At 48.2% G+C, this 24,872-nt stretch carries 24 protein-coding genes; 8 read left to right on the top strand and 16 right to left on the bottom strand.

The annotated features are described in order from the left end of the window. The first annotated feature begins 67 nt into the window (after positions 1-67). From flgH to flgL, 5 genes are all read left to right on the top strand, one after another. On the top strand, positions 68-781 hold the full coding sequence (gene flgH / locus EDC54_RS07375; protein WP_132454743.1) for a flagellar basal body L-ring protein FlgH: 714 nt from the start codon (positions 68-70) through the stop codon (positions 779-781). A gap of 16 nt (positions 782-797) precedes the next feature. Then, positions 798-1,907, top strand: coding sequence for a flagellar basal body P-ring protein FlgI (locus EDC54_RS07370; protein ID WP_132454741.1), 1,110 nt, complete (start codon positions 798-800; stop codon positions 1,905-1,907). Further along, positions 1,907-2,869, top strand: coding sequence for a flagellar assembly peptidoglycan hydrolase FlgJ (gene flgJ, locus EDC54_RS07365; protein ID WP_132454739.1), 963 nt, complete (start codon positions 1,907-1,909; stop codon positions 2,867-2,869). The genes EDC54_RS07370 and flgJ overlap by 1 nt, the downstream gene beginning before the upstream one ends. Positions 2,870-2,995: 126 nt before the next feature. Next, positions 2,996-4,690: a flagellar hook-associated protein FlgK gene (gene flgK, locus EDC54_RS07360; RefSeq protein WP_132454737.1), complete on the top strand. Its 1,695-nt coding sequence runs from the start codon at positions 2,996-2,998 to the stop codon at positions 4,688-4,690. 31 nt (positions 4,691-4,721) lie between these two features. After that, positions 4,722-5,675 (top strand): flagellar hook-associated protein FlgL, encoded by a 954-nt coding sequence (gene flgL / locus EDC54_RS07355; protein ID WP_132454735.1) that lies wholly within the window; start codon positions 4,722-4,724, stop codon positions 5,673-5,675. 265 nt (positions 5,676-5,940) lie between these two features. On the opposite strand, the gene fliR is transcribed toward flgL, so the two are convergent. The 13 genes from fliR to fliF all read right to left on the bottom strand — a co-directional run bounded on the left by fliR (position 5,941) and on the right by fliF (position 16,829). Then, a complete protein-coding gene (fliR, locus tag EDC54_RS07350; RefSeq protein ID WP_132454733.1) occupies positions 5,941-6,723 on the bottom strand; it encodes a flagellar biosynthetic protein FliR in 783 nt (260 codons plus the stop codon). 2 nt (positions 6,724-6,725) lie between these two features. Next, the gene (fliQ, locus tag EDC54_RS07345; protein WP_132454731.1) at positions 6,726-6,995 is read right to left on the bottom strand and encodes a flagellar biosynthesis protein FliQ; all 270 of its coding nucleotides are present in this window, start codon (positions 6,993-6,995) and stop codon (positions 6,726-6,728) included. A gap of 20 nt (positions 6,996-7,015) precedes the next feature. Then, positions 7,016-7,711 (bottom strand): flagellar type III secretion system pore protein FliP, encoded by a 696-nt coding sequence (gene fliP / locus EDC54_RS07340; RefSeq protein WP_196238446.1) that lies wholly within the window; start codon positions 7,709-7,711, stop codon positions 7,016-7,018. 77 nt (positions 7,712-7,788) lie between these two features. After that, positions 7,789-8,214 (bottom strand): flagellar biosynthetic protein FliO, encoded by a 426-nt coding sequence (gene fliO, locus EDC54_RS07335; protein ID WP_132454727.1) that lies wholly within the window; start codon positions 8,212-8,214, stop codon positions 7,789-7,791. Continuing rightward, complete coding sequence (fliN, locus tag EDC54_RS07330) at positions 8,214-8,630, bottom strand: flagellar motor switch protein FliN (protein WP_132454725.1); 417 nt, start codon at positions 8,628-8,630, stop codon at positions 8,214-8,216. The genes fliO and fliN overlap by 1 nt, the downstream gene beginning before the upstream one ends. Then, a complete protein-coding gene (fliM, locus tag EDC54_RS07325) occupies positions 8,623-9,636 on the bottom strand; it encodes a flagellar motor switch protein FliM (protein ID WP_132454723.1) in 1,014 nt (337 codons plus the stop codon). The genes fliN and fliM overlap by 8 nt, the downstream gene beginning before the upstream one ends. A 6-nt stretch (positions 9,637-9,642) precedes the next feature. After that, on the bottom strand, positions 9,643-10,122 hold the full coding sequence (gene fliL, locus EDC54_RS07320) for a flagellar basal body-associated protein FliL (protein WP_132454721.1): 480 nt from the start codon (positions 10,120-10,122) through the stop codon (positions 9,643-9,645). A 155-nt stretch (positions 10,123-10,277) separates the two neighbouring features. After that, entirely contained in the window at positions 10,278-11,573 is a 1,296-nt protein-coding gene (locus EDC54_RS07315; RefSeq protein WP_132454719.1) for a flagellar hook-length control protein FliK, read from the bottom strand. Next, positions 11,570-12,016, bottom strand: a complete 447-nt coding sequence (gene fliJ, locus EDC54_RS07310; protein WP_132454717.1) for a flagellar export protein FliJ — start codon at positions 12,014-12,016, stop codon at positions 11,570-11,572. Before fliJ ends, EDC54_RS07315 begins: the two co-directional genes overlap by 4 nt. Before the next feature lie 8 nt (positions 12,017-12,024). Beyond that, a complete protein-coding gene (gene fliI, locus EDC54_RS07305; protein WP_132454715.1) occupies positions 12,025-13,395 on the bottom strand; it encodes a flagellar protein export ATPase FliI in 1,371 nt (456 codons plus the stop codon). Then, a complete protein-coding gene (gene fliH / locus EDC54_RS07300; protein WP_132454713.1) occupies positions 13,395-14,120 on the bottom strand; it encodes a flagellar assembly protein FliH in 726 nt (241 codons plus the stop codon). The genes fliI and fliH overlap by 1 nt, the downstream gene beginning before the upstream one ends. Further along, the gene (gene fliG, locus EDC54_RS07295) at positions 14,113-15,105 is read right to left on the bottom strand and encodes a flagellar motor switch protein FliG (protein WP_132454711.1); all 993 of its coding nucleotides are present in this window, start codon (positions 15,103-15,105) and stop codon (positions 14,113-14,115) included. Before fliG ends, fliH begins: the two co-directional genes overlap by 8 nt. Further along, positions 15,102-16,829, bottom strand: a complete 1,728-nt coding sequence (gene fliF / locus EDC54_RS07290) for a flagellar basal-body MS-ring/collar protein FliF (RefSeq protein ID WP_132454709.1) — start codon at positions 16,827-16,829, stop codon at positions 15,102-15,104. The genes fliG and fliF overlap by 4 nt, the downstream gene beginning before the upstream one ends. 261 nt (positions 16,830-17,090) lie before the next feature. Here fliF and fliE point away from each other — a divergent pair, with 261 nt between their 5' ends. After that, entirely contained in the window at positions 17,091-17,405 is a 315-nt protein-coding gene (gene fliE / locus EDC54_RS07285; RefSeq protein WP_132454707.1) for a flagellar hook-basal body complex protein FliE, read from the top strand. A 229-nt stretch (positions 17,406-17,634) separates the two neighbouring features. Here the strand turns inward: fliE and fliT are convergent, their stop codons facing one another. The 3 genes from fliT to fliD are packed head-to-tail and all read right to left on the bottom strand — an operon-like array spanning position 17,635 to position 19,829. Then, positions 17,635-18,000 carry a flagella biosynthesis regulatory protein FliT gene (gene fliT / locus EDC54_RS07280; RefSeq protein WP_132454705.1) on the bottom strand — a complete coding sequence of 122 codons (366 nt, stop codon included), beginning with the start codon at positions 17,998-18,000 and terminating at the stop codon, positions 17,635-17,637. Next, positions 18,000-18,410, bottom strand: coding sequence for a flagellar export chaperone FliS (gene fliS / locus EDC54_RS07275; RefSeq protein WP_132454703.1), 411 nt, complete (start codon positions 18,408-18,410; stop codon positions 18,000-18,002). The genes fliT and fliS overlap by 1 nt, the downstream gene beginning before the upstream one ends. Positions 18,411-18,440: 30 nt before the next feature. Next, complete coding sequence (fliD, locus tag EDC54_RS07270; RefSeq protein ID WP_132454701.1) at positions 18,441-19,829, bottom strand: flagellar filament capping protein FliD; 1,389 nt, start codon at positions 19,827-19,829, stop codon at positions 18,441-18,443. Positions 19,830-20,099: 270 nt separating this feature from the next. Between fliD and EDC54_RS07265 the strand changes: the two genes are divergently transcribed. Further along, positions 20,100-20,948 (top strand): flagellin domain-containing protein, encoded by an 849-nt coding sequence (locus tag EDC54_RS07265; RefSeq protein ID WP_132454699.1) that lies wholly within the window; start codon positions 20,100-20,102, stop codon positions 20,946-20,948. Positions 20,949-21,097: 149 nt separating this feature from the next. Continuing rightward, the gene (locus EDC54_RS07260) at positions 21,098-24,793 is read left to right on the top strand and encodes a glycosyltransferase (protein WP_132454697.1); all 3,696 of its coding nucleotides are present in this window, start codon (positions 21,098-21,100) and stop codon (positions 24,791-24,793) included. The last annotated feature ends 79 nt before the right edge of the window (positions 24,794-24,872 follow it).

Genomic DNA, 24,872 nt, shown 5'->3' with positions numbered 1-24,872 from the left:
GACATGGCTTTGATTTACCCCGTGAATATGTGAAACAGATTAATTTAAGGCGATATCCGCAGTGATAATGAATGCAAAGTCGGTTATCAAACCACTCAGCCGACCCCGTTTGTTGGCTTTGATCTCGATGTTAGCACTTAACGGCTGCGCCTATATTCCGCATGATAAAGTTGTAACCGGGCCTACGACAGCCCAGCCAGCTTCGCCTGTATTAGCTGGCCCGAATGGCTCTATTTTTCAAACCGTGCAACCCATGAATTATGGCTACCAGCCAATGTTTGAAGATCGTCGCCCACGTAACGTTGGTGATACGTTGACGATCGTGTTGCAGGAAAATGTCAGCGCCAGTAAAAGTTCATCGGCCAATGCCAGCCGGGATGGTTCATCTACGTTTGGGCTGACAGCCACGCCGCGTTATTTGGAAGGGCCTCTCGGCAATAATCGTGCGGCGCTGAATGCGACGGGAACAAACGAATTTTCCGGTCAGGGCGGCGCGAATGCGAATAATACATTCAGCGGCACGATTACGGTAACGGTCGATCAGGTATTGGCCAACGGCAACCTGCATGTCGTGGGCGAAAAGCAGATTGCCATTAATCAGGGAACTGAATTTATTCGTTTCGCTGGCGTGGTGAATCCGAGAACCATTAGCGGTAATAATTCGGTGCCATCAACTCAGGTGGCGGACGCGCGCATTGAATATGTCGGTAATGGTTACATTAACGAGGCGCAAAACATGGGCTGGTTACAGCGATTCTTCCTTAATGTTTCTCCGTTCTAAGTTTAAGAGGCCTGCCATGCGGATTGCATCATTTTTCACTGCACTGCTGACGTTGCTGACACTCAGTGCAGTTCCTGCGTCGGCTGAGAGAATTCGCGATCTGGTCAATATCCAGGGCGTGCGTGATAACGCGTTGATTGGGTACGGCCTGGTGGTTGGTCTGGATGGTTCCGGTGACCAGACTACGCAAACGCCATTTACGATACAGAGCTTAACCAACATGCTGTCCCAATTGGGTATTACTGTGCCCGCCGGTACCAACATGCAGCTGAAAAACGTGGCGGCAGTGATGGTAACGGCGACGCTTCCGCCGTTCGGCAGAGCGGGTCAGAATATTGATGTTGTTGTGTCTTCTCTCGGCAACGCGAAAAGCCTGCGCGGCGGGACGTTATTAATGACGCCATTAAAAGGCGCGGATAATCAAGTCTATGCCCTGGCGCAAGGTAACGTTTTGGTTGGCGGCGCCGGCGCTGCCGCTGGCGGCAGCAGCGTTCAGGTTAACCAACTTGCTGGAGGCCGCATCAGCAATGGCGCGGTGATTGAACGAGAGTTGCCTAGCTCTTTTGGCGCGTCAAATACGATTATGCTGCAACTAAAGAGTGATGATTTTTCAATGGCGCAGAAGGTGAGTGATGCTATTAACCGCTCTGGGTACGGCGGCACGGCAACGCCGCTGGATTCACGCACTATTCAGGTATTGGCGCCGCATGGTAACAGTTCTCAGGTTCGCTTTCTGGCTGATATCCAGAATATTGACGTCAATGTCGGTATTCAGGATGCAAAAGTCGTAATCAATTCCCGCACCGGATCTGTCGTGATGAACCGTGACGTCACGCTGGATAGCTGTGCGATCGCTCAGGGTAATTTGTCTGTGACGATTAATCAGCAGGCCAATGTCAGCCAGCCAGACACGCCTTTTGGCGGCGGTCAGACGGTTGTCACGCCACAAACGGAAATTGCAGTGCAACAGGCCGGGGGCGCTTTACAGCGCGTGAATTCCAGCGCCAATCTCAACAATGTCGTGCGCGCGCTGAACTCTTTGGGCGCAACACCGATGGAGCTTATGTCCATTTTGCAGGCGATGCAAAGCGCAGGCTGTTTGCGTGCCAAACTGGAAATTATCTGATGAGCGATATGCTGGCACTCAATAATGCCGCCTATGATGCGCAATCCCTGAATACGCTGAAGCGTGAAGTATCAGGTAATCCTCAGAGTAAAGAGGGGATAAAGGCGGTAGCGCAACAGATGGAAGGCGTATTCGTACAGTTAATGATGAAAAGCATGCGTTCTGCGATTCCGCAGGACGGGCTTTTCAACAGCGATCAGACGCGTCTGTATACCTCCATGTATGACCAGCAAATAGCTCAAGAGATTGCAACAAAAGGGAAAGGGCTTGGGCTGGCGGATGTGATGGTTGAGCAATTGACGCGGCACTCACCCGATGTGGCATCCGCCAAAACTCCGGTTCCTTCGGTTCCGCTCACGTTTGACGGAGATGTGTTGAAAAGTATGCCATCAGGCGCCGTCGAGCAAATGGTGCGTAAAGCGCTGCCGAAATTGCCGAGCGCAGGGTCGGCTTTGCCGTTGTCCAGCAACAATTTCGTCTCTCAAATTTCTTTACCTGCCCAGATTGCCAGCCAACATAGTGGCATCCCTCATCACCTCATTATTGCTCAGGCGGCTCTTGAATCCGGTTGGGGACAGCGAGAAATTCCTACAGAAGATGGACGGCCAAGCCATAACTTATTCGGTATCAAGGCGGGCAGCAGTTGGAATGGGCCAACGACAGAGATAACTACTACAGAGTATGAGCAAGGCGTTGCCAAAAAGGTGAAAGCCAGCTTCAGAGTGTATGACTCATACATAGAGGCGATTGGCGATTATGTGAAGTTATTGACCAATAACCCACGCTATTCCGCCGTAATGAGTGCGGGAACGGCTGAACAAGCCGCTCATGCTTTACAAAAAGCGGGCTATGCGACGGATCCACAATATGCGCAGAAACTGGTGAGCATGATCCAGCAAATGAAGGGTGCGGGAGAAAAAGCGGTGAAGGCATATACCCACGATTTGAGCCGGCTATTTTGATTTTTTTATTCAAGATTTGCGCTTTCTGACCGATAAAGTAATCAACTTATGTAGCGTATTTGCTGCTTTCAGCATTTGGTTAATCGCGCAGGTCGTAAAGTGCCTGTGTAAAAGGAACAACACCCTATGTCCAATTTAATTAACACTGCGATGAGTGGCTTAAAAGGTGCACAGGTCGCGCTGAGTACCGTGAGTAACAATATTAGCAATCAGGCTGTTGCAGGCTATAGCCGACAAAATACAATACTTGAACAGGCAATTAGCAACAGCACGTCAGCAGGCTATATTGGCAATGGGGTAAATGTCGTCAGCGTTAACCGCGAATTTAATGAATTTGTTACCAATCAGCTCCGTTCTGCTCAGACAACCAGTAGTTCGGTTACCGCTTACTACGAACAAATCTCCAAGATCGATAACCTGTTAGCCAGCAGCACCACCAGCTTGTCGTCAACTATTCAGGATTTTTTCTCCAACCTGCAGAATTTAACCAGTAATTCGGGTGACTCCTCTACTCGTCAAACCGTACTGGGAAAAGCTGAAGGTTTAGTAAACCAATTTAAGGTGACCGATAAATACCTGCGTGATATGGACAGCGGCGTGAATACGCAGGTTCAAAGCATTGTCGGACAGGTTAATACTTACTCTAAGCAGATTGCGTCGTTAAACAACGAAATCACCAAGTTAATGGGCGCAAACGGCGGCACCATGCCTAACGATTTGCTCGATCAGCGCGATCATCTGGTTGACGAACTGAATAAACTGGTGGGTGTTGATGTGACTGTTCAGGACGGAACAGTCTATAACGTGACATTGAAGAACGGTACAAATCTGGTTCAGAGTGGGACGAGTAACCAATTGGTCGCCATGGGCTCCAGCAGCGATCCGGCGCGTTTGACTATTGGTTATAAAGATCAAACAAACGATGTTGTGGCATTGAATGAAAGTACCCTCACGGGCGGTTCATTAGGCGGGTTACTTTCCTTCCGCACTGATGCATTGGATGAAACGCGTAATCAGTTAGGGCAGTTAGCCTTGGCATTTACTGATGCGTTTAACGCCCAGCATCGTGAAGGTTACGATCGTGAAGGGGTTAAAGGCGGCGATTTCTTCTCGTTTGGTAAAGCGGCGGTGCTGAATGACAGTAAAAATACCGGTAGCGCCGTATTGACGCCTTCGTATACCTCAACCCAAGAGGTGCAGGCGACGAATTATTCCGTCAAGTATGACGGTAGCAATTGGCAGGTTACCCGTTTGTCTGATAATTCAAAATTCATGGCATCGGTAGATCCCTCTGATAACAGCCTGAATTTTGATGGCATGAAGATGACCATCAGCGGAACGCCCGCCACGAACGACAGTTTTCTGCTTAAGCCTGTCAATGATGTGATTACCGATATGTCGGTGGCGATTTCCGATCCTAATAAAATTGCCGCGGCATCCGTTAAGCTCGATGACGACGGCAACCCGGTACTGGATGCAAATGGCGACCCGGTGTTTGGCGGCGTGAGTGATAACACGAATGCCAAGGCGCTGTTGGCGTTACAAAATGAAAAAATCGTGGGCGGAAAAGCGAGTGTTTCCGGCGCCTACGCCGGTCTGGTCGGGGAGATTGGTAACCAGACCAACACACTGAAAATCAATAGCACATCGCAGCAAAACGTCGTCAAACAACTGACCGCCGAGCAGCAGGCGGTTTCCGGCGTGAATCTGGATGAAGAATACGGTGATTTGATGCGTTACCAACAGTATTACATTGCGAACGCCCAGGTCATACAAACAGCACAATCCATCTTTGATGCGTTGTTGGCAGCCCGTAACTAGTTTGAGCAGTTGAGATTGAGGAGTTAATACCATGCGCTTAAGTACCAGCATGATATACCAGCAAAATATGCAAGGCATCCTGAATGGTCAGGCCGCTTGGCAGAAAACGGGCGAGCAACTCTCAAGTGGAAAACGAGTGGTTAATCCGTCTGATGATCCGATAGCGGCAGCGAGCGTTATTATGCTCGGTCAGGCTCAGTCGGAAAACAGCCAGTATACGCTGGCGCGTACCTTTGCTCAGCAAAGTATGTCGCTGGAAGAGTCCATTTTAGGGAAAAGCGTTACGACCATCACCAGCGCATTAACCGAGGTGATTAGCGGCGGCGGCGTTAAAAGCGACGACGATCGTAAATCCGTCGCGACCAGCCTGCGTGGTATGAAGGCCGAACTGCTGAATATGGCGAATAGCACGGATGGTAATGGTAATTTTATTTTTGCCGGTTATGAAACAGACAAACAGCCGTTTGTTGAAGGTGCTTCGGGCATTGAATACGTCGGTGGGAATCAGGCTATTTCACAGCGTGTCGATGCTGCCCGGACAATGACGGTGGGCCATATTGGTTCTGCCGTTTTCAATGGCGTCACGGGTGATGCCCAGAAAGAACCGGATGGCTCTGTTCAATCGGATCTGTTTGAAACGCTGGATATTGCTATCAATGCACTTGAAACTCCACTCGATGGTGCCGATGAGGCGACCAGAGAAAGTGTTAAGGCCGCAATGGAACAGGCTAACCGTGGTTTAAACAACTCTCTGAATAATATTTCGTCAGTTCGTGCGGAGTTAGGTATTCAGCTTAATGAAATAGATAACCTCAATGCCATTGGTGAAGACCGCGATGTAGCGAATAAAACGACACTATCGCAATTGCAGGATACCGATTGGTATGAGGCCATTTCGTCTTATACCATGCAGATGGCTTCTTTACAGGCTTCCTATACAACGTTCCAGAATATGCAGGGAATGTCCCTTTTCCAGATGAAATAACAACAATAGAATAGATAACTATTCTATTACACGGTTTGAATACGCTTAAACCGGGCGTATTTTTTGGGCATGTCATCAACTGGATGACATGCCATTTTTTATTCTGCCATTTGTTACATCCAAATTTATTCATTATCCGGCTGTTATTCCTTCCCAAATTCAACGCTGCGTCAGCCAAAACTGTCTCCAGTAGGAATCATATCGCTGCGTCAATGAAGCGGCTAAAACAGTGGGGTTTTGTGAATTACGGAGAACGTCGCCTGACCTATGCCGGCAACTGGCTAAGAATATCAGCGAGTAAATCAAATACCTCACTGAACAAATGCTCTGCGAAGGGGGAGATCAAAGGAATCAGCATCCCTATTGTCATAATTCCGACCGTAAGGGTGATCGGGAAGCCAACCACGAATATTGAAAGCTGAGGCGCCATGCGGTTAAGTATACCGAGTGCCAGGTTGATGGTGAGCAGCAAGGTAACGATAGGTAATGCCAGCATGAGACCGTTGATAAAAATCAATCCGCCAGCACGTGCAAGGGCGAGAAAGGCATGGCTGTTAACGGGATTGGTGCTGACAGGTAAGGTATAGAAACTGTCGGCTAATAGCGAAATCAGCCAAAGGTGCCCGTCAAAGGTTAAGAACAGCAAAATGGCGAGAATATTCAGGAAACGGGCTAATACTTGCATATTCGGCCCCCCCGTCGGGTCAAAGAACGTTGCAAAGGCAAGCCCCATTTGCAAGCCAATGAGTTCGCCGGCATGGCGAATCGCGGCAAAGGCCAATTGCATCGAGAGACCCAGTGTAATGCCAATAAGGATTTGTTGTATCAACAGCCATACGCCTGCGACGGAAAAAATAGGCGTCGTGTTCAGCGGTAAATAGGGGGCGACGAGCAGAGTAATCAGTATACCGAGACCTATTTTCACTCGGTTACCAATGGCTCTTTCGTTAAAGACGGGGGCGGTAGTGATCAGCGCCAGGATCCTGACAAAAGGCCAGAAAAATTGACTAACCCAATTCACCATGTCCCAGCTATTAAACGTCAGCATGGTTACCCAATAATATTAGGCAACTGGCCGAATAGCGTACGCATATAATCCAGCATGAGGTTTAGCATCCAGGGACCGGCGATCACTAATGTTAAGAATACGGTCAGGATTTTAGGAATAAACGACAGCGTCATTTCATTCACCTGGGTGGCTGCCTGCAAAAGGCTGATAATCAGCCCGCTAAGCAGCGCCGCCATCAGGGGAGGCGCTGCCAGCGCCAGGGCTATTTTCATTGCTTCATAGCCAAGCGCCATCACCGATTCTGGTGTCATCGTCGCATTCCTCTATTCGTCTAACTATAAAAACTTTGAGCTAATGAACCGAGTAGCAACTGCCAGCCATCAACTAACACAAACAGCATAAGCTTAAAGGGCAAAGAGATGGTAGCCGGAGGAACCATCATCATCCCCAGAGCCATCAATACACTCGCAACAACCAGATCGATGATAAGGAAAGGGATAAACACGGTAAAACCGATCTGGAACGCGGTTTTCAGCTCACTTGTTACAAATGCGGGCAGGAGTACGCGCATTGGCACCGCTTCAGGCCCTTGGATCTCTGGAATTTGGGCCAGCCGGGTGAACAACGCCAAATCGGTTTCCCGGGTTTGTCGCAGCATGAATTCGCGTAGCGGCTCAGCCCCCCGTTCTATCGCGACTTCCATACTAATTTGGTCCTGGCTGAAGGGGATATAAGCGTCTTCATAAACGCGGTTTAGCACCGGGGACATCACAAAAAAAGTCAGGAAAAGCGTTAATCCCAATAGCACTTGGTTTGGTGGCGCCGTTGGCGTACCCAGCGCATTACGTAATAAGCTGAGTACAATGATGATGCGGGTGAAACTGGTCATCATCAGCAATGCAGCGGGAAGAAACGTTAGCGATGTTAGAAAAACCAGCGTTTGTACTGATAGTGTCCAGCTCTGCCCACCGTTAGGCAGCGGTTGAGTGACAATCCCCGGAAGCTGAGCCCACGCAGAAGGCGCCATGAACAACAAGCAGGCGGTCAGACCATAGCGTAACGCACGAGGCAGGGGGATAATGCGGCAATAATTAGGCAAGGCGCTCATTCCGATTTTTCCGGACGTTTTAAAACTTTCTTCAACAGTTGATTGAAATCTACCGCCTGAGAATCACCCGTAGCGGAACTGTCGTTGGTTGGCCGTGCAGGTAGCGTGTGCAGCGGAGTGATCTGATGGGCGGTAACGCCTAGTACCAGCCAAGTATTATCGACTTCCACGATAACAACGCGTTCACGTTGTCCGACCGAACAATTAGATACCACTTTTAAGAGCTTGTTCTGTTTGGTCTGAGGGGCAAAACCGAGCTTACGAACGAGCCAGGCGAGCAGCAAAATCAATAATAAAATACCAACAAGCGCACTACTGACTTGTGTCAGCAGTGTGCTGCCGGTAAGCGGTGGCTCAGTAACAAGCGTTGTTTGCTGCTGGCTTGTTACTGAAGCAGAGGATGAGTGCGTGGTTGTTACCATCAACGACTCAGGCGACGCATACGTTCAGACGGCGTGATGATATCCGTAATACGAACACCGTACTTATCAGATACGACGACGACTTCGCCTTGAGCAATCAGATAACCGTTAATCAGGATGTCCAGCGGTTCGCCTGCCAGGCCATCAAGTGCGACAACAGAACCTTGAGTCAGTCGCAACAGCTCTTTTATCGTCATCTTAGTCCGACCAAGCTCAACGGTGAGTTTGACGGGAATATCTAAAATAAGGTCGATATCCTGTAACGCGCCCAGTGAATCATGGCCTTCCAGCGTTTTAAAGATGCCTTCCGTTGTTGCTGCCGCTGACTTTTCTGAAGCCTGTTGCTCGTTAAATGCATCAGCCCACAGATCGTCCACTGATTCCTTGTCATCGGACGGTTTCTTGGTGTCACTCATGGGGCTGTTCCTCGTTATCCAGAGAATTCAATATAGGGTTAATCAAATGTTCAACGCGTAGAGCATATTGCCCGTTTAGCGTGCCATATTGGCTGGTCAGCACTGGCACTCCGTCAACGTGGGCAATCACTTTATCGGGTTTGTCGATGGGTAATACATCACCGGGCTGTAATTTCAGAACTTTTGACAGCCGTAGCGGAATATCAACAAAATTCGCAACCAATTCAAGTTCAGAATGCTGCACCTGTTTAGCCAGGGTTTCCCGCCAGCTCTGATCTTCCTGACGCGAGTTTTCCAACGGGGGATTCGCCAGCAGTTCGCGCAGCGGCTCTATCATGGAAAACGGGATGCAAATGTTAAATTCGCCGGTCAGTGAACCAATTTCAACATGGAACGGCGTGGTCACGACGATATCGTTAGGCGATGTCGTAATGTTGGTAAACTTAACCTGCATTTCAGAGCGCACATATTCAATGTCGAGCTTGTAAATCGCGTTCCAGGCCTCACCATAGGCTTCGAGTGCCAGACGCAGCATGCGTTTGACCACACGCTGCTCGGTGTGCGTAAACTCTCGCCCTTCAACTTTCGTTGGAAAACGTCCATCACCACCAAAAAGGTTGTCTACGGCGATAAACACCAAACTCGGTGAAAATACAAACAATGCCGTGCCGCGCAGAGGCTTCAAGTGAATCAGATTCAGGTTCGTCGGTACCGGAAGATTTCGGGCAAATTCATGATAAGGCTGAATTTTGATACCACCCACCGTGATATCCGGACTACGGCGCAACAGGTTAAACAATCCCATGCGGAATTGACGCGCAAAACGTTCATTAATAATTTCTAATGCTTGTAAACGTTCGCGAATAACGCGTCGCTGAGTATTCGGATCATAGGGTTTAACATCCCCATCCATTTTTGATGATACGTTGGCATCGGCATTATTATCGCCGCTGTCGCCATTTAACAATGCATCAATTTCTGCTTGTGAAAGAATACTATCGCCCATAAATGGTTACCGCAGTATAAAGGCCGTGAACAGAACATCAGTAACGACCTGGTTAGGTTGACCAGGAACTAATGGCGGGCTTAGCACTTGTTTAATTTGTTCTATCAGTTGCTGTTTACCTTGCTCATTGGCAAGCGCAATGGCGTCCTGACGAGAAAGCAATAATAACAATCTGCTGCGAACCTCAGGCAGATAATGGGTAAACTGGGTGCGCGTCGCTTCATCTGGCAAACGAAGCGTGAAGCCAACGTATAACACGCGGTCAGGGTTATTATCTGCATTGATAAGATTAACCGTGAAGGTATCCAGCGGCATAAATACAGGCTCAGGCGGTGGAGGCGCTTCATGCTCAGCCATTGCTGCATTTTTCTGATTTAATAGCCACCAGGCGGTACCCGCCGCACCTGTCGCAGCGAGGGCAACGATAGTCAGTAGTATTAGCCAAATAGACCGTTTACGTCCTGGTCGGACTTGCATATCAGACATAGCCAAAAAGAGTTCCTGTTACTTATCGATATTTGTTACTGGATGCAACCAACAACAAATAAATGCGTAATGTCGATGATTATCCTGCCTATCGTCATGTTCAATACAGAGAATAGACAGGAAAAACCGTGCTAACTTATTCGTTTACTTCACATTCAGGCAAAGATATCAACGCCGTTGACGGATGATGCCAGCGCTTTTAGCTGCTCTGGAGCGTTTAATAATTCACCGTTTTTTTCTGATGCATGACCAAACTGTTGTTGATAAGACGCGTCACGGTTGCCGTCGCCATTGTTTTTATCGGCCATCTGTTGTTGAGCCTGCTGCCAAGCTGCGGTATCGCTGCCGACGCTGCTCTGACCCAGGTTAATACCATTTTCGGCCATCAAATGGCGCAAGTGGGGAAGGGCGGCTTCCAGCGTTGAACGAACCTGACTATTTGCTGAAGCCAGATGGATTTGTGCCTGGTTATCATCGATTTTCAAGCTGATATGCAATGCGCCCAGTTCCTGTGGGTGCAGGCGTAACTCTGCGGTCTGCTGGCCATTACGGCTAAACATGATGATTTGCTGGCCCAAAGCATCTTGCCATTGTGCTGAACCAAACGGCGCATTTAATTGCGCGTTCGTCGTCTGGGGAGCCAACGTGGTGGTTCCCACTGTTGACGGTTGAGCAGGCATGGCCAGCGCCACTGATGATGTTGCCTGAGGTGCGTTATTTCCTGATGCCGACACCGATTCAGACACGTTGCGTTCGCCAACATTAGCATGCAGCGTCGTTAGCGAAAATTTAGCAGCGTCATCCGCAGCGTCTGCCGAGGTCGCATGAGCTTGCTTGTCTCCTCGCGATAAATCGCGCGATATTCCTGTCTCTTTATCCATCACAACGGGGGCGTTGAACAGGCTAGCCTGCGCACTTTGGGTGCCGGTATCGGCGTTATCCAGTATGGAAACCGGCGCTTCACCTTGACGTTTGGCATCGGTAAGCCCTGTAACAGGCAAGCCGGTTGTTGCGGCCGTCACAGAAATATTCTCAGCAGGGTTTTTTGCTGTAGGATCCGTTGCTTGTAGCATCGCAAGCAGCGCCTGCATGGCCGCAGCGTCATCAGTGACGGCAACGCGGTCTTTTTCCTGTCCTGATTTAGCTCCTGCGACATCCGGATTCTGTTTCCCAGAGGCAAGCCCGACGCCGTTGAGAGCGCTAAATGAAGAAAGCAGGGCATTTAAATCGTCACGGCTAAGCGCCGGACCATCTTCTCCCAGCGCGTTAAGCAGCGCTTCCTCGTCTACTTTATCCAGTGTTTTTTTGCCTGATGTATCGGCAACTTGTGATATACGTTTGCCCAACAGATCGACAAAATCCTTTGGTAGTTCACCCTGCGTCAGTTGAGAAGCAGAAGTGCTGCTTGTGTCGCTGGCAGTCGTCGCTATAGGTAACGCAGGCAGATTCATGATTCTGTTTTCCTCTGTGAGGCCCGTTGGGCAAATTCATCCATTTGTTTTTGTTGTATTTTATTATCTTTGGCAAGCTGTCTAATCTGTTCGCGATCTTGCAATTTCTCAAATGCGTTCAATCGTTGTTGCTTTTCCTGCCAGGTCTTCATGGCTAAATCTAAACGTGATGTCCACTGCGAGAGCTGCTGCCTATGTTGCTCTATGGCATTATCTAACGTTTGGATGAACTGCTGATAGTTTTGCCAACTATTGTTTGCCATTCCGGAGGTCATCGTCGAATTTAACTTTTGACGATAATCGTCCTGATAGTTTAACAGCATATTGAGCTGTTGTTCCGCCTGTTGGTGAGCCTGACGGACCTGACCCAACTGGCCCGCGGCTTTCTCAACATCCTTCTGCGCCAGTTCGCGTAGTGTAACCAGCGGTGACTGGGTTTTCATCTGCTCTCCTACTCGTTACGAGGGAAAATCGTGTGCAATGCCTGACAAGACTCTTCGTAGTTGCTTTGTTCAAACATCCCCTGCTGCAAAAAGGCTTCCAGCTGTGGGTAAAGTCGAATTGCTTTGTCTAACATAGGATCGCTACCCGCCGCGTAGGCGCCGACACTCACTAAATCGCGGTTACGTTGGTAGCTGGACAGTAATTGTTTAAATTGCCTGACGGAAGCATAGTGGCTTTCATCAATTAACGCCGTCATTGCACGGCTAATCGATGCTTCTATATCGATGGCAGGATAGTGGCCGGACTCTGCAAGTTGACGCGACAAAACAATATGTCCATCAAGAATGGCGCGTGCGGAGTCGGCGATAGGATCCTGCTGATCGTCGCCTTCAGTCAGAACAGTATAGAAGGCCGTAACTGATCCCCCCCCATGGATACCATTTCCGGCACGTTCTACCAACGCCGGTAATTTGGCAAACACAGAAGGGGGATAGCCTTTGGTTGCCGGCGGTTCGCCGATCGCTAACGCAATTTCACGCTGTGCCATGGCATAACGCGTGAGTGAATCCATGATGAGCAGAACGTGATGCCCACGATCGCGAAAATCTTCCGCAATGCGGGTGGCATACGCGGCTCCCTGCATCCTTAATAGCGGAGAAACATCCGCCGGGGCGGCAATAACGACGGAACGAGCCCGGCCTTCGGCGCCCAATATGTTTTCAATAAAATCTTTAACTTCCCGACCACGCTCGCCGATAAGGCCAACAACGATGACGTCAGCCTGAGTATAACGCGCCATCATGCCCAGCAGCACACTCTTACCTACGCCTGAGCCGGCAAACAGGCCCATACGCTGCCCTCGTCCCACGGTGAGCAAAGCATTAATAGCTCTGACGCCGACATCCAGAACATTTTCGATTGGCGTTCTTTGCAACGGATTAAACGGTGGTGTGATCAGCGGCGCACGATAGCCGGTATCGGGCGCCGGTAAACCATCCAGCGGTTTCGCGCTGCCATCCAACACCCGGCCGAGTAGTTCAGGGCCTAGCGGGAGTTGTTTGCCCTGGCTGCTGCTATCCTGACCGACGCGGGCGTAAACGCGCGCGCCGGGTATAATGCCTTCAACTTCTTCCAGCGGCATCAGGAAGAGCTTTTGCCCGTTGAAACCGACAACTTCACTTTCGACTTCTTCAATTTGAGTGCCATTCTGCCGCTCAATGAGGCAGGTTGCGCCCAACGGCATATGCAGCCCTGTCGCCTCCAATACCAAACCTGTTGCCCGGGTCAGGCGACCGTAACGACGTACCGAAGGGGTTTCGTCAATACGTTTCTCGAAGGAATCAAGAGAAGAGAGCCAGCGTCCGAGGCGTGACGTCATTATAGCTCTCCCGGTGCGGCCAGGCGGCAAAGTTCATGCCAGCGTGTTGCCAGCGTAGCATCCAGATCGCCTTCTTCTGCGCTAACTTTACAGCCACCAGGATGGATCTGGCTGTCCGCAAGAAGTCTCCAACCTTGCAAACTTAGCGTCGGGCCTAAATATTGTTCAACGTGTTCCAAATCAGACGGGTGAACGCGCAGTTGCGTTTTCCCTGAAAACATAGGCTCTTGCTGAATCAATTGTTGTATCTGGCTAAGCAGCGCATTACCGTCGCAAACCGGAGGCTGCCCCAGAATTTGCTTGGCGGCGGTTAATGCCAGTTGCATTAGACGCGCGGGAATCACACTGTCTAGCGCATCCAGCGACTGCTGGAATTCTGTGACCATGTTCTGCATTTGTTCAATAAAGGGCTGCTGTTGTGCCAACGCATTTTGCAACCCCTGCTGTTGTCCTTGCGCTAACCCTTCCTGATAACCCGCGTCATAACCTTGTTGATGGCCTTGCGCAAAACCAGCTTCACGCGCCTGTTGCAGTGTGCTTTCGCGTAGCGCTTCCAGCTCATCTTCCATTGCTGCGAGTGGGGGAGCTTCATTGAGGCTTTCTGTTTCGGCTGCCTCCGGCACCCCATCATTTACCTGAGAAGCGGACGGAGGTTGTGAAACTGACTCCGCCAGATCGTTAAGCTTCCAAGGCTGCCAGGCCAGGTTCTTCGGAGCATTAGACATAGGCATCCTCGCCGCCACCGATGATCATCTCGCCGCTGTCCGCCAGTCGGCGAACGATGAGCAGAATCGCTTTCTGTTCGTTTTCGACCTGAGACATACGTACCGGACCACGCGTGGCAAGATCGTCGCGAAGGATTTCCGCCGCACGTTGAGACATGTTGCGCAGGAATTTTTCGCGTAACGGTTCTTCGGCGCCTTTCAATGCCAGCAGCAGAGACTCGGATTCGACCTCTTGCAGGAGACGCTGAATGCTGCGGTCGTCTACGTCCACCAGGTTTTCGAACAAGAACATTTCGTCGATGATTTTCTGCGCCAGCTCACCGTCAAATTCGCGCACGGCGTCAATAACCGCTTCTTCCTGCTGCGTTTTCATCAGGTTGATAATTTCAGCAGCAGTACGAATACCCCCCATCTTGCTGCGTTTGAGGTTTTGGCCATCCAGCAAACCGTTCAGAACATCGGTCAATTCTGCCAACGCTGAAGGTTGTACGCCGCCGAAAGTGGCGATACGCAACATAACATCATGGCGAAGACGTTCTTCGAACAGGGCGAGAATATCGGCTGCCTGAGCACGTTTCAGGTGCACCAAAATTGTTGCGATGATCTGCGGATGCTCGTCACGGATGAGATCGGCCGCAACCTGCGGTTCCATAAAGTTGAGCGTTTCCATGCCGCTGGATGTTTCGCGGCTTTCCAGAATATCTTCCAGCAAACTGGATGCCCGCTCTTCACCGAGGGCTTTGATAAGAACAGAACGCAGATAATCGCTGGCGTTAACGCTTAACGCCGCATATTGCTCTGCATCAGCCTCAAACTCTCTCAGTATCTCCAGCAACTGCTGCTGCGATACCTGTTTCATATTCGCCATTGCGGAACTCAGGTGCTGTACCTCTTTGGTTGAAAGATGGGTAAACACCTCTGCGGCGCGGTCTTCTCCAATGGTCATCAATAAAATGGCGCTTTTTTCTGTTCCCGTCAGGCTCATAGTTCAGTACTCATCCATTGGCGAATGACCAATGCGACAACGCGTGGGTCGTTCTCTGCCATTTCACGTATGCGATTACTTTGCATTTCTGCATTGACACGCTGCTGCGATCTACGTTGTTGCTCGATTTCAGACGAGCTCAGGTTGACCATAACATCGTCATCGGCACCTTTGGCCAGTGTAGCGGCGGCCAGTTCAGCCTCTTGTTGCTGGGCTTTCTTCTGCAACTGTGGTCGTACCAACTTACGCCATAGAATCCAGGCAACGATCAGCACCAGTAGCCAACGTCCGGCTTCCATCAGCAAATCGAAGAATGCCTGCTTCTGCCAGAAGGGTAGTTCGCCGGAACCATCGGTGCTGTCCATAAACGGCGTATTAACGACATTCAACGTATCGCCGCGTTCAGCAGAGAAGCCCATTGCTTCGCGCGCAACCGTTTCGATTTGTTTAATTTGCGCTTCCGTCAACGCGATCGGCTTGCCGTCCTCTCCCGGCGGCAGGTAATTGACGATAACCGCCGCGGACAAGCGTTTCACACCGCCAGTGCTGTGCTTGGTATGCAGAATCGTCTTGTCAACTTCATAGTTAGTGGTGGCATCATTACGAATATTCGAGGTTTGAATCACGGCATTCGTATTCGTCGCATTGGCTTGCGCGCCCGCCGCATTGTTCTGCTGGCCAGCCTGATTGTTATTTGCGTTGGCGTTGGCATTAGCGTTATTGGGCTGCGCAGTAATCGGCGCTGTTGGCGCTGGCGCAGGCTGGTTAGACAATGCCCCGGGAACACCACCTACGTTCGGGCCGCCTCTCTGCTCACTTTGGCTGGTTTGTTGGGAACGAACGGCCGCTTTGTCGGGAGGCTGATTGGGCTGGTATTGCTCATCAGTTTGTTCGCGTGCAGAGAAGTCGATTTGTGCGGTGACCTGAGCGTGTACATTGCCCATGCCGACCATCGGCGCGATGATCGATTCAATGCGGCGTTGATACAGCGCTTCGACTTCGTTGCTGTATTTAAGCTGTGCCGCATTGAGATCGCGGCTACTGCCGCCGGCCTGCGTTAACAGACGCCCGGTTTGATCGACGACCGTCACATTATCTGGCGGTAAACCGGAAACGCTACTGGAAACCATGTAAACGATGGAGTTGATTTGTCCTTCGTCTAATGCCCGGCCCGGTTGTAACATCAAGGTGACGGAAGAGGAGGGCGCTTTTTGTTCACGCACGAACAGCGACGGTTTGGGAATGGCGAGGTGAACGCGGGCGCTCTGTACGGGACCTAGCGTTTCGATCGTTCTGGACAGTTCGCCCTCCAGCGCGCGCTGGTAATTTATCTGTTCGCTAAATTGGCTAATGCCAAATTTTTCCTGGTCGAGCAATTCAAAACCAACGGCCCCGCCTTTTGGCAGACCTAACTGCGCAAGACGGAGTCGGGTTTCATAAACATTATCGGCGGGGATCATGATTGCCCCGCCGTTTTCCGCAAAGCGGTAGGGGATATTCAGCTTAGTTAATTCGCTGACAATGGCACCGCCGTCCCGGTCATTGATATTACTGTAAAGCACTCGGTAATCAGGGCCTTTGGCCCATAAAGTCAGGGCGACGACGATGGCAATCGTCGCGGCGGCTGCGATCAATAACGGAACTTTAGGATTGGCGCGTAACCGGTTGAGTATTTCGCCAAAGCTATTTTTACCGGTAGCGGCGCCGGCTAATGAGGCGTTCATACTCTATCTCTGCTTGGTTTTTGAACGATATACTTAACGTTGTGACGTGACAAAACAGAACTCCCTGATTGCGCAATCAATAAAACATTTCGCCTGGATTTTTCGGCATGTCATTATTTTCCGTAAAAGAAAAATCGATGGCTCGATAAGGTAGTATTTTTTGCTCTAATTATGCGATTTATCCGAAAAAGCATGTGATAGGGTATCTTCGTCACAAATTCGGTATGAAAAGTGCAATCAGTGTGGTTTTAGTGAGGTGTTATGTCCGTTCAAGGTATTGATGGCGTTCTACAGCAAATGCAGGTCAAAGCTCTGCAAGCTTCAAACACGCCAATAGCCAGACCCGCGGTAGAACCCGGTTTCGCCAGCGAGTTGAGGTCGGCGATCGATAAGATTAGCGATACGCAACAAGCCGCCCGTACTCAGGCAGAGAAGTTTACACTGGGGGTGCCGGGTGTGTCGCTGAACGATGTCATGGTCGATTTACAGAAATCATCAATTTCAATGCAGATGGGCATTCAGGTTCGCAATAAATTAGTGTCTGCCTATCAGGAAGTGATGAACATGTCCGTTTGATGTCGCCTAATGACATCGTCGCTAATGAGCGCTGTTGCGTGCTATTTCATCAGGTAACTGACCGGAATACGCGCAGCCTTATTCCGTAACCCTTTTTTACCTTCTTGCGCACTGTTGCGACGTATATTGTTGCGGTGACTGACGCGAATATATAGTGAATATCAAAAGAGCGCGCCCTATCTCTGAGCAGAGACAAGGGCGTGGTGAATAAACATACGACGTTATGGCATCATGAGTGCGGCTCACCAGGTAACAACCGTTGCTCAGCGAATTCGTTGTAGGTAGTATTAATCGATCTTTGTTTCAGTGATTGCCCCATTAACGAGCTGAGCTCGTCCATCCGCTTCTGCAGCAGTTGTTTTACTTTTGCTTCGTTATTCATCACTTCCTGTAAAATCTCACGGAAATGCAGTCGTATTACGCTGTCGATCTCATCAGGAATGGGTTTGTTAACCAAGCCTTCAACAGATTGAACGTAAACAATCTCTTGCTCAACTAACGCATCCCACTGGCCGCTCATCGCCAGATGAAGAATCTTTTGACTTAGGGAGAGAAGCTGTTGGTAGTCTTTCAGAAGCCGAGGAGGGGAGACCATTAACCTACTTCCTGATCGGGTTTGTAATTAGGGCCGATTTGCCGCCAGGCATCGGCAATGTTTTCCAGCAAGGCTTCGACTTCCGCGATTGCGTTTGCGTCATTATGCAAGTTAGCGATCAAGAGACGTTGGGACATGTAGTCGTACAGCGCGGACAGATTTTCAACCAGCTCGCCCCCTTTCTCATTGTCTAACCCGGCTTTTAATCCGTTGTTGATGATATCGATCGCTTTAGATAACGCCACGCCTTTGCCGGGAATATCGCCTTGCTCTATAAGTATACGCGCACGCATCATCGCGCTGCGTGCGCCGTCAAACAGCATAACGATAAGCTGGTGAGGGCTGGCGCTCATCACACTGCTCTCCAGGCCTACCTGAGCATAGGCCTGGCTGCCTTTCATGTTGTACATCGCATTACCTATCTTTCTTGCATCTAACATTTAGAGTTTAGAGAACATGCTTGTCAACTGACTCGCAGTGCTGTTCATATTAGACATCGCTTTATCCAGCTCAGTAAATTGCTTCTGATAGCGAGCGATGGTTTCTTCAATGCTATTACTGATTCTTGTGTGCTGAGTTTCCAGCGATTTTAGCGTTTTGTTGATACTATCTTCTTTGGTTTTGATCGCACCGTCCGTAGTATTGAGAACCTCTTTCAGATAGCTGCGGGTCTGTGTAGCAAACCCAGTTTTATCGTTATCACCAACGAAAAAGGTTTGTACTTTTCCTGGCTCTTCCTTCAACGCCTTTTCCAGCTTGGCATCTTCTATTTCAAGCTTACCGGTTTTAGAGTTTTGCTTGATACCTAAATCGGCAAGGATGTTGAACTCGCCGTTATCAGCCTGTCTGTTGGTTAACTGCGCTTTCAGTTTATTCTGTATATTACGAACCGTCGAATCACCGATTAATGCTCCGTTGGTACTGGACTGTTCTTCTCCGGCCTCAACGGCAGTATATTTTGTCTGCGCATTAATGGTGTCTTGCAGCGCGTTATACGCATCAACCCAGGCTTTGACGGCATCTTTCATACCGGTGATGTCTTGATCGATCGTCAGCGTTTCCGGCTTATCAGCTTCGGTTTTCGCCTGCAATGTGAGCGTTACGCCCTCGAATGCATCATCAATAGTATTACTTTGACGCTCAATTTCGATGCCGTTTGCTACGATAACGGAATTCTGTGCGGCGACTTTTTCTGCCGTCGTGCCCAGAACACCGCCGCTGTCTGTTAATGTAATTTCGCCTTTAGTGCCGCTGTCTCTGGCCGTAAGCATCAGATAATATTCATTGTCTTTCGCTTTAACCACGCTGGCGCTCACGCCGCCATTTGCTTTGTTAATTGCATCGCGGACGTCATTCAGCGAGGTTTCTCCGCCTTTCACGTCAACGGTGAGTGATTTGCCGTTTGCCTGAGCGATAGTGAGCGTGGTGTCCGTTGTGCTTAATGCTTCTGTCGCGCTGGCTTTGGCTCCAGAGGTAATAGAATGTGCTTGCGCTAGCTGTTGCACTTCGATGCTATAGCTTCCAGCGACGGCTTTGCTGTCGGTCGTTGCGGTAAAGGCTTTATTGGTGCTGGAAACCTTGGTATTAGTAATTCCGTCTATAGAACCCGTGGTGATACCGAAAGATTCGGATTTAGCCAGCGCATTGTTAGCCGTATTCAGTTTGTCGAGGGCGCTTTTTAGTGCGCTGACGCCAGTAAGCTGGGCTTTATAGCTGCTTTGTTGCGTGGTGATGGGCGTTAGGCGTTGATTTTCTGCCGTTCTTAACTGTGTTAATAAAGAACTCAAGTCTAGCCCGGAGCCTACGCCGAGGGAAGAAATGCTTGCCATGATCGAATCCTTTTATTCAGAGTTCAGTGGTCTATAACAGCGTTATCGGCCGAACAATAAATAAGTTTAACATTAAAAATACGCGCTATTTAGCGTTGGAATGCCAACAGGCTACGGGAATTCATCATTATTGTTATTCGGGTAATAAAAAGTGGATTTAGGTAAAAAAAAATTAAAGCTTCCGAAAAGCGTTCCGATAAATGTTAGCGACGGGGATGAACCCGTGGGTCTAACCCGAAACTGACACTTACTGATTAAGGAATCGCTATTATGGCAGTAATTAATACTAATACTATGTCTCTGGTTACCCAGAACAACCTGAACAAATCTCAATCTTCTCTGGGTACTGCGATTGAACGTCTGTCTTCTGGTCTGCGTATCAACAGCGCAAAAGATGATGCTGCTGGTCAGGCGATTGCTAACCGTATGACTGCGCAGGTTAAAGGGATGACTCAGGCGGCGCGTAACGCCAACGACGGTATCTCTCTGGCTCAGACTGCCGAAGGCAGCTTGAGTGAAATCAACAACAACCTGCAACGTATCCGTGAACTGGCGGTACAGGCAGCTAACGACACTAACACTTCGACTGACCGTCAATCAATCGAAACTGAAATGACCGCGCGTATGGAGGAAATCGACCGTGTTGCTGGTTCTTCCAAATTTAATGGTACCTCCCTGCTGAATGGTACGGCAAGTGGCGGTATTCAGATTCAGGTTGGTGCGAACAGTGGTGATACTGAATCTATCACTATTACAAGCGCATCTCTGATTGATGCTACTTCTTCTGGCGCGACTATGAGCGGCGTATCTGGTGCCATCAGCGGCGTTAGCTCTGCTTCTGGTTCTCAGGCTCTGATCGATGCAGTTGATACTGCACTGGCTGCAGTTGATACAGCACGTAGTAACTTGGGTGCGATTCAAAACCGTTTTGAATCTACAGTTACTAATCTGAATAACTCGGTAAACAATCTGTCGTCCGCCCGTAGCCGTATCGAAGATGCCGACTATGCGACGGAAGTGTCCAACATGAGCCGAGCGCAGATTCTGCAACAGGCGGGTACGTCCGTATTGTCTCAGGCTAACCAGGTTCCACAGACCGTTTTGTCTCTGCTGCGTTAAGCTTCAACGAACAAATCTTTCAGCCCGGCTTCACGCCGGGTTTTTTCTATTGTAGGGTTAACCGCAAACCTTGCACGTTTTTTAGCTCATCATTACTCTTTTTATTTTAGTAAGCTAGCATCATCATTTTTTTACTTAGGTTCCCCATTATGCCCAGTATTTTTATAAGTACGATCCAGCTAACAGATTATTGTGATGAAACATTGGCAACGTTGGACCTCATAGGAGCATTTATTGAACTGGGTTGGGAAGTTGATGTTTTTTGTCATCAATACAGTCATGAAATAAAGGCTGAGGTGGAAAATCGTTATAATGGGGAAATGATTTTCATTACTGATGATAAAGAATATGACTTTTCTAATGACTATGAGTTACTGTGGTTGCAGTATACTTCGGCGAATAGTAGCATACTGAGACGATTATTGAATGATGGAATACATACCAATTTGGTTATTGACCATCAGTCGTTGAAAAGTAATGAAGAAATGCCTGCCAATATCTATTTTGAAAATCGTTTGGCAGATCTTTCGTTGGTGACAATTAGACGGCTTTCTTCTTTTTTGCATGAAAACGGTATAACATCCTCTCTTTGTTCAGTATTTCCTTCACCTATACCGGATAAACACTTTCGTACTGTCCATACTCCTTTAGAGCAAGGACTGAAAAATATACTTATCATCTGTAATGATTTGAATTCTATTCTGAATGCGTTGCCGGAAGCTTTGGAAAAGGTTGGGGTGAATTGTGAGCTTGTAAATCAAGAGCAAGTGGTACGGCAACCGGATATTTTCCAAAAATATGATGCAGTAGTTGCAACAGGAAGAATGGCTCGGTATGCTCTTTGCGCTGGTGTTCCAGTATATTTATACAGGGAGGAACAGAACTTCCTAGGTTATATCTGTTCTGAAACATTAGAAAATAGTACCTTTAGAAATGAGAATGTTAAATTCCTAGAGCTCACGACTTCAGAGCTCGTAGATGAATTGATAAAAGGATATATTCAAGCAGCAAACTATGTCTCTCAACGCTTGGCTTTTTTTGAAACGCATTGGAGAATGTCTTTCTGCTTGAAACAGTTGCTATCAATTCTGCCTCCAAAAGAACTTAAAACAATAAGCGAGCAGGAACTACAATATTTAGAACTGCATAATTTGACCTTGCGGGATAAGGTTAAACCGGTTTATTCATTGGAAAGTTGGCTGAGCGAGCGACAAATTACACCTGCACGCAGTGCTTTATTACAGGCATATATCCATAACACACCAGAGTTAGGAAGAATTGCGGTTGTTGTGATTGATGAAAATGAGCATCATGTAGATGAACAGGCTATCTCTGCGTCGCTTGAGAGTCTTCAAGGGCAGTTATGTAGAGCGGAAGAAACCTATGTCGTTACTTGCCACCCAGCAGATAAAAAAGAGAGAGACGGTGTTGTCTGGTTATCTGATCCTAAAGGGGTTACGAGAGTTTTAAATCAGATATCCACACAATGTTCAGCTTCTTTTTTGCTTGTGCTTATGGCAGGTGATCGGTTATTTCCACACATGATATTACTACTGGCGGAATATCGTTTGCGTTTTCCTACGGCAAAAGCTTTTTACTTTGATGAAGCACTATTGGTTGATGGCAATGTACAAAATTTGATGCTAAAACCTGAATGTAATATTGATATGTTACGCAGCTATCCCTATATTGGCCGAAATCTGGCGGTTGATGTCCAATGTATTCGAGAGCTTGAAGGAATATGTACCGAATATCAGGTGTTGGGAACTTTAGATATTGTATTTCAACTGATTGAGAAAGATGGGCCTCAGGCGATAGGGCATATACCAGAAGTAGTTATTTATACGACTCAAGGATTGCTTGAATGGGCCAGTAGCGATACTGTTTTATTGTATTATCCGAAAGTTTTACAACAGCACTTGCAGCGCTGCCATGTTTCTGCCTCAATTGTTGAAGGAAAAAAACAAGGCATTTTCAATATAAATTACCAGCATGATGTTCAACCTTTAGTTTCTATTATTATCCCTACACGAGATAATTTACCGCTATTGAGTCGATGCATTGAAACACTGATGGAGAAAACATGTTACACACGATATGAATTGTTGATCATGAACAACAACTCTACAGAATCTGATGCGTGCCAGTACCTATCTCAGTTAGCTGATATGTCTTTACATAATGTCAAAATCTTGAACTGGCCTCACCCTTTCAATTTTTCCGCCATTAATAATTATGCAGCGGAACAGGCCAGAGGTGATGTTTTACTATTCCTTAATAACGACACCGAAATTATCGATGGTCAGTGGTTGGACAATATGTTATCGCATGCCTTACGGCCAGAAGTCGGTATTGTCGGAGCTAGACTGGAATTTATTGATGGCAGGATTCAACATGGTGGTATTGCACTAGGTTTAAATGACCACTCAGGAATCCTGTTTCAGGGGCTATCCTCATCCACATCTGGTTATATGAACCGCTTGTGTACAACTCACAATGTCAGTGCTGTCAGTGCTTCCTGCATGATGATGCGTCGTGAGGTGTTTGATGAGCTGGGAGGATATAACGCAGAATGCTTTCCAGTGTATTTTGGTGATGTTGATCTTGGTATCAAAGCCCGTCAGCAAGGGTATTTGGTAGTTTGGACTCCAGAGGCAAGAGTAATGCACTTGGGTGGTGCCTCTCGCTTATTGAAAAAATTTGATTTGGCACCAACTCCGCAACCGTCAGATGTGGAAGCGTTATATCAGGAATGGTTGCCTCAACTAGTAAATGATCCTTTCTATCATCCTTCCTATAGCAAACTTGCTCCTGGGTTTTCACTGGGATCTGAAATGGTTCGCTGCCAGCCGCCCTTGCCTGGGCGTCCTTTACCTGTTGTAGTCGGGATGCATGCCGATTGGTTCGGATGCGGACATTATCGCGTTATACATCCGTTCAAAGCGTTAGAGCGCGAGTTTCATATTGACGGTGGGCTAATTTCATCTTTATCGGGGGTAGTGGATCTAAAACGCATCGAACCTGATGTTACTGTTGTACAGAGAGCTGTGACTAAAAGTATTTCTGAGTATATAAAAAAATATAAGAAGTACACACAATCTCAAATTGTACTTGAGTATGACGACTTTTTATCCAACATTCCTGTAAGATCAATACATAGAAAGGATTTTTCTCAATCGGTTATTGGCGGATTGCGCCGCTGTATAGAAGTAGCTGACTGGCTCGTAGTATCAACAGTTCCGTTGGCTGAAGAGCTTTCTAAGTTTCATTCAGATATTCGTATTGCTCAGAATCGATTGAATCCCCTCTGGTGGCGGCACTTGCGTAGTCAGCGTCGAGTTGGAAAGAAAATACGTATTGGCTGGGCCGGGGGAAGTAGTCATTCTGGAGATCTAGATATTTTGCGGCCTGTGATGAAAGCCTTGGAAAATAAAGTTGAATGGGTATTTATGGGAATGAAACCTGAAGGTGTTAAATGTGAATTTCATGCTGGTGTACCGATAGAATTTTATCCACAAAAAACAGCGAGCTTAAATCTAGATTTGGCATTGGTCCCGTTAGAGTATAACCAGTTCAACGTGTGTAAAAGCAACCTACGATTATTAGAATTAGGTGCATGTGGTGTTCCTGTTATTTGTACGGATATAGAACCTTATCGGTGTGGGTTGCCTGTAACACTCGTCAACAATCGTTTTAAAGATTGGATGGAAGCAATTCGTTCTCATCTGGCAGATATGGATGAGGCTGCTAGGTTAGGCGATGAATTGCGTGAAGCTGTTTTATCTCATTGGATGTTGGAAGGAAACGGATTAAATGATTGGTTGCATGCATGGTTACCGCGATAAAAGTCCTCTTATATCTGGTATGTCTACCATGGATACTATTTTGTGTATAACAGTTTCACTATGGATATCATAATCAGAG

Origin of the sequence: Samsonia erythrinae, from assembly GCF_004342665.1 — a bacterium.
Lineage (GTDB): Bacteria > Pseudomonadota > Gammaproteobacteria > Enterobacterales > Enterobacteriaceae > Samsonia > Samsonia erythrinae.
Note: the sequence above shows the minus strand (reverse complement) of the source record. Positions and strands in the feature narration are given on the sequence as shown.